We start from the raw sequence: 15,895 nt of genomic DNA on the forward strand, positions 1-15,895 counted from the left end.
CTCGGGGCGGGAAAGGGTTCGGCTGTTAGGAGGACTCCTCCGCCAGGGCGCGGAGGCGGCTCAGGGCGCGGTGCTGGGCGACCCGGACGGCCCCCGGCGACATGCCGAGCACCTCGCCGGTCTCCTCCGCCGAGAGTCCGGCGGCCACCCGCAGCAGCACCAGCTCGCGCTGCCGGGCCGGCAGATTGGAGAGCAGTTCCTTGGCCCACGCGGCGTCGCTGCTGAGCAGCGCCCGCTCCTCCGGGCCGAGCGCGTCGTCCGGCACCTCCGGCAGGTCGTCCTGCGGGACCACGGTCGAGCCGGGCCCGCGCATCGCGGCCCGCTGCAGGTCGGCGATCTTGTGCGCGGCGATCCCGTAGACGAAGGCCTCGAACGGGCGGCCCAGGTCCCGGTAGCGCGGCAGTGCGCAGAGCACCGCGACGCAGACCTCCTGGGCGATGTCGTCGACGTGGTGCCGGGCACCGCCGGGCAGCCGGACCAGCCGGCCGCGGCAGTAGCGCAGCGCCAGCGGGTGGACGTGGGCGAGCAGGGCGTCGATCGCGGGCCCCTCGCCGCGGACGGCGGCCGCGACCAGCGCGGCGAGCGCGACCGGCCCGTCGGCCGGATCCGCGTACGCCGGGCCGGGCCCGGGCGCGGAGGGCTCGGCCTCCACCGGGTCCGCCTCACCGGGAGACCCGGTCACGTCGTCACGCATCGGTCCATGGTGCCTGGTCGCGCGGGAAAACGCGGCACCGCGTCCGGAGTTGTGCACCGGAACGTTATGCGGTGCCGCTCCGGTACGCACCACCGGCCCCTCCTGCACCGCACCGCCTCCCGCCCCACCGCCGCGGACGGTACCGTCCGCGGCGCCGTCCGCCGAGTCTCCTGCGGCTGCGTGGTTCGCCGCAGTTCCTGTCCGCTGGTCCCCGAGGTGCTCCACTCCTCCATGGTGCAACCTCGGGGCCGTAACGTCACACGCCTCCGCACGGGAAATCGCGAGCAGCGGGCCGGAACCGGCGGCGGCGCCGGCGGTCAGCGGACCAGGCCCCACCGGAAGCCCAGGGCCACCGCGTGCGCGCGGTCCGAGGCGCCGAGCTTCTTGAACAGCCGCCGGGCGTGGGTCTTGACGGTGTCCTCGGAGAGGAACAGCTCGCGGCCGATCTCGGCGTTGCTGCGGCCGTGGCTCATGCCCTCCAGCACCTGGATCTCACGTGCCGTCAGGGTCGGCGCGGCCCCCATGTCGGGACTGCGCAGGCGGCGGGGGGCGAGCCGCCAGGTCGGGTCGGCGAGGGCCTGGGTGACGGTGGCCCGCAGTTCGGCGCGCGAGGCGTCCTTGTGCAGGTAACCGCGCGCACCCGCGGCGACCGCGAGCGCGACACCGTCGAGGTCCTCGGCGACGGTGAGCATGATGATCCGGGCACCGGGGTCGGCGGACAGCAGCCGCCGGACCGTTTCCACCCCGCCGAGGCCGGGCATCCGGACGTCCATCAGGACGAGATCGGAGCGGTCGGCCACCCAGCGGCGGAGGACCTCCTCCCCGTTCGTCGCGGTGGTGACCCGATCGACACCGGGTACGGTCGCGACCGCGCGGCGAAGCGCCTCGCGGGCGAGCGGGGAATCGTCGCAAACGAGAACGGAAGTCATGACTGTCGTCCTCCGCAGCTGATCCGCGTCACGTTGAGCCTCCTGGCTGGTACGAACCTCTCCGACACGGCCCACCGGCGTCAGACTCCGTGCCGATCGCCCAGGTTCCCCGCGATCGTTCCCGACGTCCGGCGTCCGCTAACCGCCTCCGCACTTCCAACGACCGTCACTCGAATGAGTTACGGCCTTCAGGGCCATCTCCACCACTGTACGTGGCCGACCCGTTACCGATCAGCCGCATCGCGGTGCACACGCCGCTCTTTTGCGCAGCTCGGGCGCGGTGGGCGTACGACCCGCACACCCGCGCGGCGCTTCGCGCGCCGGTCCACCACCCGATTGCCACGCTTGCGCCGGGCGACTGTCGGCTCGACAGTCATGCCCACTTTGCCCGTTTTTAGAGCTTTTGTATGGTCATTGACTGTTGTGCCACTCTGTGGGTGACTTGTCCATGGAGTTGCCGTAAGTCATATTTCCAGGTGTCCACACCGCGCCGGACGCCCCGCCGAGCCGACTCCAGCGCGACCCGCTGGTGACCGGCCCGCGGTCGACGACCTCTGAAGGGAATGAGCCATGGCAGATTTCTCCCGCCTCCCCGGCCCCAACGCGGATCTCTGGGACTGGCAGCTCTCCGCAGCCTGCCGCGGCGTGGACAGCTCCCTCTTCTTCCACCCCGAGGGAGAGCGCGGCGCCGCCCGCAGTTCACGCGAAGCCAGCGCCAAGGAGGTCTGCACCCGCTGCCCGGTCCGCACCGAGTGCGCCGCGCACGCGCTGGCGGTCCGCGAGCCGTACGGCGTGTGGGGAGGCCTCACCGAGGACGAACGCGAGGAGCTGATGGGCCGCTCGCGCCACCGTCTGGTGGAAGTACCGCTGGTCGCTCCGGGCGTGTCCCAGCAGTAGGCGGCCGGTTCCGCGCCGGCGCGAAGAAACGTTTCTTCACCGGCCTCCTCCGGCCCAGCCCGGCCCGTCCGGGCCTGCCCCGCCCCCGTGCGACCCCACCGACCCCCTCCGGGTGACCACCGTCCGGAGCCCGGCCCCGCCGGCCGGGTCCCGCCCGGCGGCCCGCTCCCGCGGCGGCCGGGCGGGGCGGCGTCGTCAGCGGCCGGCGGCCGCCCCGGACAGCCGCTCCAGCATCAGCGCCACCGCCGGCACCTCGGCGAGGTCCGGCAGGGTCAGCGCGACCACCTGCCGTACCGCCGGGGCCCCCGACGCGGCGTGCACCGCCACCGTCGCCACCCCGTCCGGGCGCACCGACTCCAGCGCCAGTCCGGGCAGCACCGCCACCCCGAGCCCGGCCGCCACCAGTCCGACCACCGCCGGGTAGTCGTCGGTGGCGAAGTCGATCCGCGGCTCGAAGCCGGCCCCCGTGCACAGCTCCACCAGGTGGCCCCGGCACTGCGGGCAGCCGGCGATCCACTGCTCCTCCGCCAGCTCGGCCAGCTCCACCGGCCCGCCGCGCCCGGCCAGCCGGTGCCCGGCGGGCAGCAGGCCGACCAGCGGGTCGTCCAGCAGCGGGGTGGCCACCAGATCGGACCAGTCGGCGCCGGCGCTCAGCTGCTGGGCCTCCAGATTGGCCTCGGCGCGCGCCTCCCGCGGCGTGCCGTGCGCGGGCGCGGGCGCGGCGGCGGAACCGGGGGTCTGCGGGTAGCGGAAGGCGAGCGCGACCTCGCACTCGCCGCCGCGCAGCATCGCCAGCGACTCCGGCGGCTCCGCCTCGACCAGCGACACGCGGACCCCCGGATGGGTGCCCCGCAGCCGGGCGACGGCCGGCGGCACCAGGGTGGAACTGGCGGTCGGGAAGGACACCAGCCGGACCCGTCCGGCCCGCAGCCCGGCGATCGCGGCGACCTCCTCCTCGGCGGCGGAGAGTCCGGCGAGGATTCCGGTGGCATGCTTGAGCAGCACCCGACCGGCCTCGCTGAGCTGCATCCCGCGGCCCGAACGGACCACCAGCGGGGTGTCCACGGACTTCTCCAGGGCCTTCATCTGCTGGCTGATCGCGGGCTGGGTGCAACCCAGCTCACGAGCGGCGGCGGAGAAGGAGCCGGTGCGGGCGACGGCACGCAGGACGCGCAGATGGCGGGCCTCGATCATGCCTCCAAGATATAAGGCATTCTTTGCAACAAGCAAAATTCAACTGATAGTTGAAGGCTGGAACACACCGGCGCGGCCGGGCTCGGGCCCGCTCCGCGCCGCAACGCCGGAGGCCCGGCCCGCCACCCCCAGCGGGGCGCGGACCGGGCCTCCGGTCAGTGCGTCGGGCCTCAGTGCGAGTGGCCGTGACCGCCGTGGCTGTGACCGGCGTCGGCCTCCTCCTCCTTCTTCTCCACCACGAGGGTCTCGGTGGTGAGAAGCAGGGAGGCGATCGAGGCGGCGTTCTCCAGGGCGGAGCGGGTGACCTTGACCGGGTCGATGACGCCGGCCTTCACCAGGTCGCCGTACTCGCCGGTGGCGGCGTTGTAGCCCTGGCCCAGCTCCAGCTCGGCGACCTTGGAGGTGATGACGTAGCCCTCCAGGCCGGCGTTCTGGGCGATCCAGCGCAGCGGCTCGTGCAGCGCCTTGCGGACGACCGCGACACCGGTGGCCTCGTCGCCCGACAGGCCCAGGCCGCCGTCCAGCACCTTGGCGGCGTGGACCAGGGAGGCGCCACCACCGGCGACGATGCCCTCCTCGACCGCGGCACGGGTCGCCGAGATGGCGTCCTCGAGGCGGTGCTTGCGCTCCTTGAGCTCCACCTCGGTGGCGGCACCGACGCGGATGACGCAGACGCCGCCGGCCAGCTTGGCCAGGCGCTCCTGCAGCTTCTCGCGGTCCCAGTCCGAGTCGGTGTTGGCGATCTCGCCCTTGATCTGGGCGACGCGGCCGGTCACGGCCTCGGAGTCACCGGCACCGTCGACGACGATCGTCTCGTCCTTGGTGACGGTCACGCGGCGGGCGGAGCCCAGCACGTCCAGACCGGCCTGGTCGAGCTTGAGGCCGACCTCCTCGGAGATCACGGTGCCGCCGGTGAGGACGGCCAGGTCGCCGAGGATCGCCTTGCGGCGGTCGCCGAAGCCCGGGGCCTTGACGGCCACCGCGTTGAAGGTGCCGCGGATCTTGTTCACCACGAGGGTGGACAGCGCCTCGCCGTCGACGTCCTCGGCGATGATCAGCAGCGGGCGGGAGGTGCCGCCCTGCAGGATCTTCTCCAGCAGCGGGAGCAGCTCCTGGATGGAGGAGATCTTGCCCTGGTTGATCAGGATGTACGGGTCCTCGAGGACCGCTTCCTGACGCTCCGCGTCGGTGACGAAGTACGGCGACAGGTAGCCCTTGTCGAACTGCATGCCCTCGGTGAAGTCCAGCTCCACGCCGAAGGTGTTCGACTCCTCGACGGTGATGACACCGTCCTTGCCGACCTTGTCGATCGCCTCGGCGATCAGCTCGCCGACCTGGGTGTCCTGCGCGGAGAGGGACGCGACGGCGGCGACGTCGTCCTTGCCCTCGATCTCGCGGGCGACCGACAGCAGGTGCTCGGAGACGGCGGCGACGGCCTTGTCGATGCCCTTCTTCAGGGCGGCCGGGCCGGCGCCCGCGGCGACGTTGCGCAGACCCTCGTTGACCAGGGCCTGGGCCAGCACGGTGGCGGTGGTGGTGCCGTCGCCCGCGACGTCGTTGGTCTTGGTGGCGACCTCCTTGACGAGCTGCGCGCCAAGGTTCTCGTACGGGTCGTCGAGCTCGACCTCACGGGCGATGGTGACACCGTCGTTGGTGATGGTCGGGGCGCCGAACTTCTTGTCGATGACGACGTTGCGGCCCTTGGGGCCGATGGTCACCTTGACGGTGTCGGCCAGCTTGTTGACACCGCGCTCGAGCGAGCGGCGGGCGTCCTCGTCGAACTGCAGGATCTTCGGCATGTTCCCTATTCCTTCGGGGTGCGGCCGTCGCCGGCCGCTCGACTACGTGAACCAACAGCCACGCCCCGGCCCCTGTCACTAGGGACACGGATCCGGGGCGTGGCTGAACGCTTTTACTTCTCGATGATCGCGAGAACGTCGCGCGCGGAGAGCACCAGGTACTCCTCGCCCTGGTACTTCACCTCGGTGCCGCCGTACTTCGAGTACAGGACGATGTCACCCACGGCGACGTCGAGCGGCAGACGCTGGCCGTCCTCGAAGCGGCCCGGGCCGACAGCCAGGACGACGCCCTCCTGGGGCTTCTCCTTGGCGGTGTCCGGGATAACCAGGCCGGAGGCCGTGGTGGTCTCGGCGTCGAGCGGCTGGACCACAATGCGGTCCTCGAGCGGCTTGATGGCAACCTTGCTGCTGGTGGTCACGTCCGAGCTCCCCTTCGGAGATTACGGGGTTTTCTAACGGGTAGGGGCGAACTCACGGATCTGCCGTCGCGGGGGTCAGACACGCATTGTCGCGTTAGCACTCCCCCGGTGGTGAGTGCTAGTGACGACCATAGGCCGCCGTTAGCACTCAGTCAACCAGAGTGCCAACGCCACGCGGGCCGGTCCCACCGGACGCACCCGTGGCGGCGCGCCCCCGCCCGCAGGGCCGGCGCCCCCGGCCCGCCCGTGACCGGCGAGAATGAGCGGGTGGAGAACGACGACCTGCGGGCCCTGCTGACCGAGCGGGGCCAGTCCCTGCTCGCCGAACTGCGCGAATTCGCGCCCGAGGAGGAGCTGGCACTCGCCACCCGGCTGCGCAAGGAGCACCCCGCCGAGCTGGTCTCGGCCGCCTTCGGGCAGGCCCGGCTGCGGCAGCGGGCCCGGGCCAAGTTCGGCGCCGACGCCGATCTCATGTACTTCACGCCCAACGGCGTCGAGCAGTCCACCCGGCGCGAGGTCGCCGAGTGGCGGGCCGAACGGTTCGCCGGACTCGGGGTGAAGCGGCTGGCCGACCTCTGCTGCGGCATCGGCGGCGACGTCCTGGCACTGGCCCGGGCCGGGATCGAGGTGCTCGCGGTCGACCGGGACCCGGCGGCCTGCGCCGCGCTCGCCGCCAACGCGGCCGCGCTGGGCCTGGCCGAGCTGGTCGAGGTGCGCTGCGCGGACGTCGCCGAGGTCGACGTCACCGGCTACGACGCGGTCTTCACCGACCCCGCCCGGCGCACCGCGCGCGGCCGGGTCTTCGACCCCGAGGCGTACGCCCCGCCGCTGTCCTGGGCGATCGAGGCCGGCCGGCGGGCCCCGATCGGCGCGCTCAAGGTGGCGCCGGGCATCCCGCACGAGGCCGTGCCGGCCGACGCCGAGGCCGAGTGGGTGTCGGACCACGGCGACGTCAAGGAGGCGGTGCTCTGGTTCGGCACCCGCGCCGGGCACCCGCACCGCGCCACCCTGCTGCCCCAGCGGGCCGGCCTCACCGGCGGCGACCTGCCCGACCCCCCGGCCGGACCGGTCGGCCGCTACCTGTACGAGCCGGACGGCGCCGTGATCCGCGCCCACCTGGTCGCCGAGGTGGCCGGGCTGGTGAACGGGCGGCTGATCGATCCGAAGATCGCGTACCTGACCTCCGACGAGCTGGTGGACACCCCGTACGCGCACGCCTTCGAGCTGACCGACGTGCTGCCGTTCCACATCAAGAAGCTCAAGGCGCTGCTGCGCGAGCGCGGGGTCGGCACGGTGGTGATCAAGAAGCGCGGGATGGCGATCACCCCGGAGGAGCTGCGCCGGCAGCTGCGGCCCACCGGTCCGAACTCCGTCACGGTGGTCCTCAGCCGCACCGACAACGGCCCGCTGATGATGCTCGGCCGGCCCGTCACCGGACCGGCCGCGGCCGTTCAGGCGGCCGGCGCCTCGATGTAGTCCTCCAGCCGGGCCACCGCGAAGCCCTGCTCCTGGATCCGGGCCAGCAGCTCGCCGAACATCTGCGTCATCGTCTCGCCCTTGAGGTCCTTCGGGCCCCGGAAGTGGGCGAGCACGATGTCGCCGGCCCGCAGCTTCTTGTCCGCGGCCTGGTACTGCATGTCGTGGATCTGCATCGACTCGCGCCACAGCACGACCGCCCTCGGCCCGCACTGCTGCACCGCGGTGTTGAGCGCCGGCGTGTTGGCGCCGTCGCCGTACGGCGGGCGGAACAGCAGCGGCGGGGTGCCGTACTGCTGGGTGAGCGCGGCCTGGGCGTCGCAGATCTCGGACTTCTGCTTCTCCGGCGGCACCTTGCTCATCTGGGCGTGGTCCACGGTGTGGTTGTGGATGTGGTTGCCGAGCGCCTGGAGGCGCTTGAAGTAGCCGTAGTCGTCCTTCACGATGTCGCGGGTCAGGAACATCGACACCGGCACCTTGAGGTCGGTCAGCATCTCGACGAACTTCGGGTCCTTCTCGGCACCGTCGTCGATGGTGACGAAGACGACCTTGTCGGAGGTCTTCACCTCGCTGAACACCGGGACCGGCCCGGTCCGCGCGAGCTTCACCGGCTTGTCGGCGGGTGCCGGCGGCGCCGGCGGCAGCGGCGTCAGGTGCCACTTCGCCCACGCGGCGGCGTCCCCCGCGGCCGGGGCGCCGGTCGGGGACGCGGTCGGCGACGGGCTCCCGGGCCGCGACGGCGACGGGGCGGCCGTCGCCGGGGAACCGCTCGCCGGGGAGCCGCTCGCCGGGACCAGCGCGGCCGAGGCCGCGCCGCTGTCACCGCCGCTCGTGCATCCGGTGGCGGCGGCCAGCAGGGCCAGCGCCCCCGCCGCGTACACCGTCGTCCTGCTCCGTGCGTGCCTGTTCACCGCGCCGTGCTCCCCGCTCCCGTTCAGCGACCTCGATCGCTAGCACGGTAACGGTCGGCCGTTCGGTTCCCGGTCGGGCGTGCGAACGGCTACCGGCGGCTACTCCACATGCTCGCTGGTGAAGGACCAGCGGTGCACCGGACGGCCCAGCAGGGCGGCGGGCGGCTCCGGGACCGGGACCGGCTCGCCGGACCACCAGGTGATCAGCAGCACCCGGTCCCCGGCGGCCCCGAGCAGCTCGGTCCGGAGCAGTCCGGCCGAACCGCGCAGCGCGGGCAGCGCCGTCCCCCGGACCCAGCCGGAGAGCTCGGCGCCCCGGCCGTCGGCCGCCCTGGCCTCCCACATCGCGGCGGTGGTGACGCTCACTGCTGCTGCCCGGTCAGGGCCTGGTAGGCCTGCCCGTGGAAGTCGGTGTGCGGCACATGGACCTCGGTGACCGGCAGCGAGGAGTCGGCCGACAGGTCGAGCGAGGACGGCGCGCGGTCCCGCCAGACCATCTCGCTGCCGAGCGCGGCGACCATCGCGCCGTTGTCGGTGCACAGGCCCGGACGCGGCACCCGCAGCCGGATGCCGGCCCGGTCGCAGCGCTGCTGGGCCATCTCGCGGAGCCGGGAGTTGGCCGCGACACCGCCGCCGATCATCAGGTGGTCGACGCCGTTGTCCTTGCAGGCCTTGACGGCCTTGCGGGTGAGCACATCGGTGACCGCCTCCTGGAAGGACGCCGCGACGTCCGCGATCGGCACCTCCTCGCCGGCCCGGCGCTTCGCCTCCACCCAGCGGGCGACGGCGGTCTTCAGACCGGAGAAGGAGAAGTCGTACTCCGGGTCCTTGGGGCCGGTCAGGCCGCGCGGGAAGGCGATCGCCTTCGGGTCGCCCTCACGGGCGCGGCGGTCCACCACCGGGCCGCCGGGGAAGCCCAGGCCGAGCACCCGGGCCACCTTGTCGAAGGCCTCGCCGGCCGCGTCGTCGATGGTCGCGCCGAGCGGGCGGACGTCGGTGGTGATGTCCTCGCTCAGCAGCAGCGAGGAGTGCCCGCCGGAGACCAGCAGGGCCATCGTCGGCGAGGGCAGCCGACCGTGCTCCAGCTGGTCCACGCAGATGTGCGAGGCGAGGTGGTTGACCCCGTACAGCGGCTTGTCGAGGGCCCACGCGTAGGCCTTGGCGGCGCTCACGCCGACCAGCAGCGCGCCGGCCAGGCCCGGTCCGGCGGTGACCGCGATGCCGTCCAGGTCGCTCGCCTTGACGCCCGCGGTGTCCAGGGCGCGCTGGATGGTCGGGACCATCGCCTCCAGGTGCGCGCGACTGGCGATCTCGGGGACGACGCCGCCGAAGCGGGCGTGGTCGTTGACGCTGGAGGCCACCGCGTCGGCCAGCAGGGTGGTGCCGCGCACGATGCCGACGCCGGTCTCGTCGCAGGAGGTCTCGATGCCGAGGACGAGCGGTTCGTCAGCCATGGGGGGTGTCCTTCTTCACATCCGGTCGCGGGTGGCCCGCGGGTTCGTCGAGGTCTTCGGGGGCCGCGGCGGGGGCGGCCGGGGCGGCGTGGTCGGCGGGAGCGGCGTGCTCGGTGGGAGCGGCGGAGGCGGCCGCGAGGTCGAGCCGCATCACCAGCGCGTCGATCCCGGCCGGCTGGTAGTAGCCGCGCCGGATGCCGACCGGCTCGAAGCCGAAGCGCTCGTAGAGCCGCTGCGCGCGGGTGTTGTCCACCCGAACCTCCAGCAGCAGGTCCGCGCAGCCGCGCCGGGCGGCCTCCCGCACCAGATCGGTGAGCAGCGCCGCGCCGAGCCCGGTGCCCTGGTGGCGTCCGTCGACGGCGATGGTCTGCACATCGCCGTCACCGCCCACCGCCATCAGCCCGGCGTAGCCGACGACCGCGCCGTCCGGGGTGACGGCGACGGTGTAGTGCCGGGTGCCACCGGGGTGGGCCTCGGCCAGCTCGGACCAGAACATGCCCGCGGACCAGGCGTCCTCCGGGAACAGCTCCAGCTCCAGTGCCAGCACCGGGGCTATGTGCCACCAGCGCATCGGGCGCAGCCGGGCGGCGGGCGCCCGGTCGGCCGGGGCCGGACCGGCGGCACCCGGGGCCGTGGCGTCCGGGCCGGTGGTGCTCGGGCCGGTCACGCCGGGAGCACCGCCTTGTAGCCGGCCGGCACCTGGGCGTCCGGGCGGCGCAGGTAGAGCGGGGCGTTGGGCAGCAGGGCCCGGCCGGCGGCCAGTTCGGCGGCGGCGAACGCGGCGAGCGCGCCGGCCGAGACGTGCTCGGGGCCGTGGGCGCCCGGGAAGGCGTCCGGGTAGAGCAGCGCGCCGGCGCCGACCGACCGCGCCGGCGGGGTCAGCTCGCCCGGACGGTCCACCGAGGGACCTTCGGTCCGCCGGCCCTCGGCGTCGTAGGCGGCCCAGTAGACCTCCTTGCGGCGGGCGTCGGTGGCCACGGTGAACGCCTCGCCGGCCAGCCCCTCGGCGCGGGCCGCGTGGGCGATCGCGTCCAGGGTGCAGACGCCGTGCACCGGCAGGCCGAGCGCGTGGCCCAGCGCGGCGGCGGTGACCAGGCCGACCCGCAGGCCGGTGTACGGGCCCGGGCCCACGCCCACCGCGATGTCGGTCAGCCGGTGCCGGTCGACACCGGCCTCCCGGAGCACCCGGTCGATCGCGGGGATCAGGAGTTCGCCGTGGCGCCTGGCGTCGACCTGGTCGGTCTCGGCGAGGACGGCCGTGCCGTCGTGGACGGCGGCGGTGACGGCGGGGGTAGCGGTGTCGAACGCGAGCAGCAGCACGGGTCAAGGTTAGACCGGTCCGCCGGTGCCCGGTCCGGCGCCGGTCCCCGGGCGGTCCCGTCGGGGCGCGTGCTCCGCCCGATCGAAAACCGGACCGGTCACGGAACACACGTCCGACACGATGCGGACCGGACGGGCGAACCTGGCACGATGGGGCCGACGGTTTTGGGACGGCGGTGGGAGCGGCACGTGGCGAAGATGGGTCCTGGAGTGGTGGTCACCGGGCTGACGCTGGGGGCCCTGGCGGTGGTGAGCCTGCTGGCCTTCCAGGCCAACGGCGCCCAGGACCGCGCGGTCGCCGCGAACCCCACCACGAGCACGGCCGCCACCACCTCCGGCGGACCGGCGGCCTCGGCCACCCCGACCGCCGCGCCCACGCCGACCGCCCCGACCCTGCCCACCGCGGGCACCGGCACCGGGCTGCGGGTCGTCTACTCGGTCAGCACCCACTACGTCTGGCTGATCGACCCGAAGAAGACCCCGCAGGTGGTGGCCACCTTCCCGGTGACACCGGGCACGGTCGAGCCGGCCCCCGGCAGCTACCCGGTGTACAGCCGGACCCAGTCCGGGACGGGCACCGACGGCAAGCAGATCGAGCACGTGGTGCGCTTCGCGCAGCAGAACGGCGTGGTGTTCGGCTTCGGCGCGGCCGTCGACGGCGGCACCGGCGCTCCGCCCGCCGCTCCGGCGCCCACCGCGGCCGCGTCCTCCCCGGCCGCCTCGGCGGGCAAGACCGGCGGAATCCGGAGCAGCCGCGCGGACGGCCAACTGCTCTGGGACTTCGCGCCGAAGGACACCAAGGTCGTCGTGATCCCCTGACCGGGGCGGACAGGTCTCAGGCGGCGCGGCGGGTCTCGTGCGCGCCGCCGCTCGACGGCGCCGGTCCGGACGTCCCGGGGCCCTCGCCCAGCGAGGGGGCGGCCGGACGGCGTTCGGGCGGGGTGGAGACCGCCTCCGCCGCCGCACAGGCGGCCAGCAGGGCCCGCATCGGCTCCCCCGCGGCACGGCGGGCGGGCTCCTCGGCCCCGGTCCCGCGCGGTGCGCGCTCCGGGGCGGGCGTGGTGCTCGGCATGGCGCCTCCTAGTTAGGCAGACCTAACCTCAAGAACCATCCCACCACGCCCGGGACCTCGATCGCAACATCTTCCCGACACCCTGTCGGCAAACCGTGACACGACGGGGCCGCCCCGGCAAGGCCGTCCGGGGCGCTCCGACGCGGCCGGGGCGGTGCGGGCGGCGCCGTCAGGCCAGCACGGTCAGGTCCGTGCCGTCCCAGCGGGTGCCGATGCCGGTCAGCTCGACCTGGCGCGGGTCCAGGTCGTCCCCGGGCGCCTCGGCGCCGATCGCGCGTCCGATCCGGACCTCCAGACGGTTCTCCGAGAGCCGCTCGACCTTGCCCTCGCCCCACTCGACCACCACCACCGACTCGGGCAGCGAGACGTCGAGGTCGAGGTCCTCCATCTCGTCGAGGTCGCCGCCCAGCCGGTACGCGTCGACGTGCACCAGCGCCGGGCCGCCCACCAGCGAGGGGTGCACCCGGGCGATCACGAAGGTCGGGGAGGTGACCGCCCCGCGCACCTGGAGCCCCTCGCCGAGGCCCCGGGTCAGCGTGGTCTTGCCCGCTCCCAGCTCGCCGGAGAGCAGCACGAGGTCCCCCGGCCGCAGGAGCGCGGCCAGCTCCCGGCCGAGCCGGCCCATCCGGTCGGGGGTGGCGACGGTGAGAGAGGCGTGGGAGCCCATGCGCGAATCAAGCCCTTCGGTCCGTACGGCGGCGCACCGGTCCTCGGGCGCCCCCGCTACCGTGCCACATCCCCGGCACCGCCCGCGCCGGGCCCGCCCCGGGACGGGGCGGCGGCGCCGCGCCGCTCTACGCCGGTTCGCCGACCTGGGGCGGCAGCGGGGCCGCGCCGCGGAAGCGGGCGGCCCGGTCGAACAGGTCCGCCAGGTGGTGGTCGACCAGGTCGGGGCGCTCCAGCATCACCAGGTGCCCGGCGTCCTGGACCAGGACCAGCTCGGCCCCCGGCAGCTGCTCGGCCATCACCTCGCCGTGGCCGGGCGGGGTGAGCAGGTCCTTGGTGCCGGTCAGCACCAGGGTGGGGATGCCGCGCAGGGCGGCCAGCGCCTCGGTCTTCTCGTGCGCCGAGAACACCGGGTAGAACTCGGCCACCACGTCGATCGGGGTGGCGTCCAGCATCTGCTCGGCGAACCGGACCACGCCCGGGTCGACGTCCTTCGCCCCGAAGGAGTACCGCCGGTAGAAGACGGCGCTGACGTCCGCGCCGAGCCGGCGGGTCGCCTCCACCAGGTCCACCTGGCGGCCGAGCAGCTTCATCATGCCCGGCGCGACCCTGCGGAACAGCTTGGCGCCGGCGACGGGCAGGCCGAAGGTGACGGCGTCCCAGTTCCCGGCCAGGGTGCCGATCAGCGCGACCCCGGCGACCCGCTCCCGGAACAGCTCCGGGTGCTGGTCGGCCAGCGCCATCATCGTCATGCCGCCCATCGAGTGGCCGACCAGGACCAGCGGGCCGGTCGGCGCGACGGCGTCGATCACGGCCTTGAGGTCGCCGCCCAGCTGGTCGATGCCGGCGGGTTCGCCGGCCAGGAAGGAGCGGGAGCGCTCGGAGCGGCCGTGGCTGCGCTGGTCCCACAGGACCAGCCGGGCGCCGGACCGGAAGGCGGCGCGCTGGAAGTGCCAGCTGTCCTGGTTGAGGCAGTAGCCGTGGCAGAAGACCACGGTCAGCGGCTCGGCCGTGCCGTCCCGCCGCTCCTCCGGGAGGTCGAGGCCGTCCAGCTCGACGTACAGCTCGGTGCCGTCGGCGGCGGCCACCGTGCGGGGGCGGCCGCGCAGCGAGCCGTACGGGGCGTTGGCGTCCAGCTCGGCGCGGGCCCGGCGGCGGGTGCTCCGGCCGACCGTCAGCCGGTCGATCGCCACGCCGGCGGCGGCACCGGCCGCGAGCACGCCGACCGAGATGCCGATCAGGCCGGCCCGGCTCACCCCGGTGGCCGCCTCGGCCGCCTTGACGGCCCGGGCCGCCCGGCCGAGGGCCGCGACCGGGTCGGTGTCGCTCGGCCCGCTCATCCGAGCAGGCCCTCGTCCAGGCCGCCGACGTAGCGGCGCGGCACCCGGGAGCCGATCCGGGTCACGATCTCGTAGGAGATGGTGCCGCAGGCGCGGCCCCAGTCCTCGGCGGTCGGCTCGCCCCGGTCCCCGCTGCCGAAGACCAGCACCTCGTCGCCGATCGGCGGGGTGTCGCCGCCGAGGTCCACCACGAACTGGTCCATCGCCACCCGGCCGGCCACCGTGCGCCACTTGCCGTCGACCTGCACCGGGCCGATGCCGCTGGCGTGCCGCGGGATGCCGTCGCCGTAGCCGACCGGGACCAGGCCCAGCGTGGTCGGTCCCGGGGTGGTGTAGTGGTGGCCGTAGCTGACCCCGTGGCCGCCGGGAACGTGCTTGACCAGGGCCAGCCGGGCGGTCAGCGCCATCACCGGGCGCAGGCCGAAGTCGGACGGCGAGCCGACGTCGGGGACCGGCGACAGCCCGTACATGGCGAGGCCGGTGCGGACCATGTCGAAGTGCGACTGCGGCAGCAGCAGGGTGGCCGGCGAGTTGGCCAGGTGGCGCACCTCGGGGCGCAGCCCGGCCGCCTCGGCGGTGGCCAGGGCCAGCCGGAAGGCGTCCAGCTGCAGCTGGATCGAGGGGTGGCCGGGCTCGTCGGCGGCGGCGAAGTGCGACCAGACGCCGACCACGGTCAGCAGGCCGTCCAGCTCGGCGCGGCGCGCGGCGGCGACCAGCTCGGGCCAGTCGTGCGGCTGGCAGCCGTTGCGGCCGAGGCCGGTGTCGGCCTTGAGGTGGACCCGGGCCGGGATGCCGGTGGCGCGGACGGCGGCGAGCAGCTCGGTGAGCGCCCAGTCGCCGCTGATCGAGATGTCGAGGTCCGCGAAGAGCGCCTCCCGCCAGGGCCCGCCGGGGGTCCACAGCCAGCAGAGGATGCGCGCCTGCTCGGGGCCCACACCTCCGGCGCGCAGGGCCAGCGCCTCCTCCGGCGTCGCGGTGCCCAACCAGCCGACTCCCGCGGCGACCGCCTCCCGGGCACAGCGCAGCGCGCCGTGGCCGTAGGCGTCCGCCTTGACCGCGGCCATCACCGTGGCCCCGCCGATGCGCTCGCGCAGCGCGTCGAGGTTGCCGCGCAGGGCGGCGAGATCGATGGTCGCCTCGGCCCGTACGCCTTCGGTGAGGCCGGCCATCACGGGCGTCTTCGCAGTTGTCATCAGGGTCAGTCTCCCAGACGTCCCGGGGTCCTTGCCGAACGGCCCTTCGGCTCGCCGCCCCGGGCCGCCCGCGCCCGGGACCCCCCGCGACCCGCCACCCCCTTCCGGACGCCCACGAATCAGGCGCCGGTTCCACCCGGCCTCCCGGAACGCGGTTCCGGGGCCGCCGCGGCACGGACGTCGTTCCAGACCGCCGGGAGCGCGGCCGCCACCTCCGAGGCGGTGACGGGGGCGCCGGGGACGCCGGCGGTGTGCCGGGCGGCGAGCCCGTGCAGACAGGCCGCCACCGCGGCGGCGTCCGGCGCGGACAGGCCCGCGGCGAGCAGTGAGCCGGCCAGCCCGGCCAGGACGTCCCCGCTGCCGGCGGTGGCCAGCCACGCCGTCCCGGTCGGGTTCACCCGCACCGAACCGGAGGGGTCGGCGACCACGGTGGTCGAGCCCTTCAGCAGCACCGTCGCCCGGTACGCCGCCGCGAGCCGGCGCGCGGTGGCCAGCCGGGCGGCCGCCAGCTCCTCGGCGGCGGGCGGGCGG

The 15,895-nt window shown here is 74.4% G+C and carries 18 protein-coding genes; 3 read left to right on the plus strand and 15 right to left on the minus strand.

Annotation, left to right across the window (positions count from 1 at the left end):
• Positions 1-25 precede the first annotated feature (25 nt).
• A complete protein-coding gene (gene shbA / locus BI06_RS21445) occupies positions 26-694 on the minus strand; it encodes an RNA polymerase sigma factor ShbA (RefSeq protein WP_279617258.1) in 669 nt (222 codons plus the stop codon).
• 317 nt (positions 695-1,011) lie between these two features.
• Positions 1,012-1,623, minus strand: coding sequence for a response regulator transcription factor (locus BI06_RS21450; RefSeq protein WP_014136228.1), 612 nt, complete (start codon positions 1,621-1,623; stop codon positions 1,012-1,014).
• A gap of 570 nt (positions 1,624-2,193) precedes the next feature.
• On the opposite strand from BI06_RS21450, the gene BI06_RS21455 reads away from it, so the two are divergent.
• Complete coding sequence (locus tag BI06_RS21455; protein WP_030393337.1) at positions 2,194-2,520, plus strand: WhiB family transcriptional regulator; 327 nt, start codon at positions 2,194-2,196, stop codon at positions 2,518-2,520.
• Between the two features lie 195 nt (positions 2,521-2,715).
• Here BI06_RS21455 and BI06_RS21460 read toward each other — a convergent pair whose 3' ends face one another.
• The 3 genes from BI06_RS21460 to groES all read right to left on the minus strand — a co-directional run bounded on the left by BI06_RS21460 (position 2,716) and on the right by groES (position 5,932).
• Complete coding sequence (locus BI06_RS21460; protein WP_043470729.1) at positions 2,716-3,714, minus strand: LysR family transcriptional regulator; 999 nt, start codon at positions 3,712-3,714, stop codon at positions 2,716-2,718.
• 170 nt (positions 3,715-3,884) lie between these two features.
• On the minus strand, positions 3,885-5,513 hold the full coding sequence (gene groL / locus BI06_RS21465; protein ID WP_030393335.1) for a chaperonin GroEL: 1,629 nt from the start codon (positions 5,511-5,513) through the stop codon (positions 3,885-3,887).
• 113 nt (positions 5,514-5,626) lie between these two features.
• Positions 5,627-5,932, minus strand: coding sequence for a co-chaperone GroES (gene groES, locus BI06_RS21470; RefSeq protein ID WP_014136232.1), 306 nt, complete (start codon positions 5,930-5,932; stop codon positions 5,627-5,629).
• A gap of 267 nt (positions 5,933-6,199) precedes the next feature.
• On the opposite strand from groES, the gene BI06_RS21475 reads away from it, so the two are divergent.
• On the plus strand, positions 6,200-7,408 hold the full coding sequence (locus BI06_RS21475; protein WP_030393334.1) for a class I SAM-dependent methyltransferase: 1,209 nt from the start codon (positions 6,200-6,202) through the stop codon (positions 7,406-7,408).
• On the opposite strand, the gene BI06_RS21480 is transcribed toward BI06_RS21475, so the two are convergent.
• The 5 genes from BI06_RS21480 to tsaB form a co-directional block, all read right to left on the minus strand.
• Complete coding sequence (locus BI06_RS21480) at positions 7,384-8,319, minus strand: polysaccharide deacetylase family protein (RefSeq protein ID WP_051741568.1); 936 nt, start codon at positions 8,317-8,319, stop codon at positions 7,384-7,386. The two genes, BI06_RS21475 and BI06_RS21480, sit on opposite strands and share 25 nt — an antisense overlap.
• 99 nt (positions 8,320-8,418) lie before the next feature.
• Positions 8,419-8,685, minus strand: a complete 267-nt coding sequence (locus tag BI06_RS21485; protein ID WP_369826167.1) for a hypothetical protein — start codon at positions 8,683-8,685, stop codon at positions 8,419-8,421.
• Positions 8,682-9,773 (minus strand): tRNA (adenosine(37)-N6)-threonylcarbamoyltransferase complex transferase subunit TsaD, encoded by a 1,092-nt coding sequence (gene tsaD / locus BI06_RS21490; protein WP_030393331.1) that lies wholly within the window; start codon positions 9,771-9,773, stop codon positions 8,682-8,684. The genes BI06_RS21485 and tsaD overlap by 4 nt, the downstream gene beginning before the upstream one ends.
• A complete protein-coding gene (rimI, locus tag BI06_RS21495; RefSeq protein WP_078879905.1) occupies positions 9,766-10,344 on the minus strand; it encodes a ribosomal protein S18-alanine N-acetyltransferase in 579 nt (192 codons plus the stop codon). The genes tsaD and rimI overlap by 8 nt, the downstream gene beginning before the upstream one ends.
• A 92-nt stretch (positions 10,345-10,436) precedes the next feature.
• Positions 10,437-11,093 (minus strand): tRNA (adenosine(37)-N6)-threonylcarbamoyltransferase complex dimerization subunit type 1 TsaB, encoded by a 657-nt coding sequence (tsaB, locus tag BI06_RS21500; protein WP_030393329.1) that lies wholly within the window; start codon positions 11,091-11,093, stop codon positions 10,437-10,439.
• A 198-nt stretch (positions 11,094-11,291) separates the two neighbouring features.
• Here tsaB and BI06_RS21505 point away from each other — a divergent pair, with 198 nt between their 5' ends.
• Positions 11,292-11,912: a hypothetical protein gene (locus BI06_RS21505; protein ID WP_030393328.1), complete on the plus strand. Its 621-nt coding sequence runs from the start codon at positions 11,292-11,294 to the stop codon at positions 11,910-11,912.
• Positions 11,913-11,928: 16 nt separating this feature from the next.
• Here the strand turns inward: BI06_RS21505 and BI06_RS21510 are convergent, their stop codons facing one another.
• The 5 genes from BI06_RS21510 to BI06_RS21530 form a co-directional block, all read right to left on the minus strand.
• Positions 11,929-12,165 (minus strand): hypothetical protein, encoded by a 237-nt coding sequence (locus BI06_RS21510; protein WP_030393327.1) that lies wholly within the window; start codon positions 12,163-12,165, stop codon positions 11,929-11,931.
• Between the two features lie 169 nt (positions 12,166-12,334).
• Positions 12,335-12,832 (minus strand): tRNA (adenosine(37)-N6)-threonylcarbamoyltransferase complex ATPase subunit type 1 TsaE, encoded by a 498-nt coding sequence (gene tsaE, locus BI06_RS21515; protein ID WP_043470734.1) that lies wholly within the window; start codon positions 12,830-12,832, stop codon positions 12,335-12,337.
• A gap of 127 nt (positions 12,833-12,959) precedes the next feature.
• Positions 12,960-14,171: an alpha/beta fold hydrolase gene (locus tag BI06_RS21520; protein ID WP_078879890.1), complete on the minus strand. Its 1,212-nt coding sequence runs from the start codon at positions 14,169-14,171 to the stop codon at positions 12,960-12,962.
• Entirely contained in the window at positions 14,168-15,364 is a 1,197-nt protein-coding gene (gene alr, locus BI06_RS21525; protein WP_051741570.1) for an alanine racemase, read from the minus strand. The genes BI06_RS21520 and alr overlap by 4 nt, the downstream gene beginning before the upstream one ends.
• Before the next feature lie 119 nt (positions 15,365-15,483).
• Positions 15,484-15,895 (minus strand): NAD(P)H-hydrate dehydratase (locus BI06_RS21530; protein ID WP_043470736.1); only part of this gene is annotated, 412 nt, incomplete at its 5' end.

The organism is Kitasatospora sp. MBT66, from assembly GCF_000710405.2.
In the GTDB taxonomy this organism is placed as follows: Bacteria; Actinomycetota; Actinomycetes; order Streptomycetales; family Streptomycetaceae; genus Kitasatospora; species Kitasatospora purpeofusca.

Bases quoted from the DNA above. Each gene is read 5' to 3' on its own strand.
- shbA (WP_279617258.1), bottom strand. From the start codon at position 694: ATGCGTGACGACGTGACCGGGTCTCCCGGTGAGGCGGACCCGGTGGAG.
- BI06_RS21450 (WP_014136228.1), bottom strand. From the start codon at position 1,623: ATGACTTCCGTTCTCGTTTGCGACGATTCCCCGCTCGCCCGCGAGGCG.
- BI06_RS21455 (WP_030393337.1), top strand. From the start codon at position 2,194: ATGGCAGATTTCTCCCGCCTCCCCGGCCCCAACGCGGATCTCTGGGAC.
- BI06_RS21460 (WP_043470729.1), bottom strand. From the start codon at position 3,714: ATGATCGAGGCCCGCCATCTGCGCGTCCTGCGTGCCGTCGCCCGCACC.
- groL (WP_030393335.1), bottom strand. From the start codon at position 5,513: ATGCCGAAGATCCTGCAGTTCGACGAGGACGCCCGCCGCTCGCTCGAG.
- tsaD (WP_030393331.1), bottom strand. From the start codon at position 9,773: ATGGCTGACGAACCGCTCGTCCTCGGCATCGAGACCTCCTGCGACGAG.
- rimI (WP_078879905.1), bottom strand. From the start codon at position 10,344: ATGCGCTGGTGGCACATAGCCCCGGTGCTGGCACTGGAGCTGGAGCTG.
- BI06_RS21505 (WP_030393328.1), top strand. From the start codon at position 11,292: ATGGGTCCTGGAGTGGTGGTCACCGGGCTGACGCTGGGGGCCCTGGCG.
- BI06_RS21510 (WP_030393327.1), bottom strand. From the start codon at position 12,165: ATGCCGAGCACCACGCCCGCCCCGGAGCGCGCACCGCGCGGGACCGGG.
- tsaE (WP_043470734.1), bottom strand. From the start codon at position 12,832: ATGGGCTCCCACGCCTCTCTCACCGTCGCCACCCCCGACCGGATGGGC.
- BI06_RS21520 (WP_078879890.1), bottom strand. From the start codon at position 14,171: ATGAGCGGGCCGAGCGACACCGACCCGGTCGCGGCCCTCGGCCGGGCG.
- alr (WP_051741570.1), bottom strand. From the start codon at position 15,364: ATGACAACTGCGAAGACGCCCGTGATGGCCGGCCTCACCGAAGGCGTA.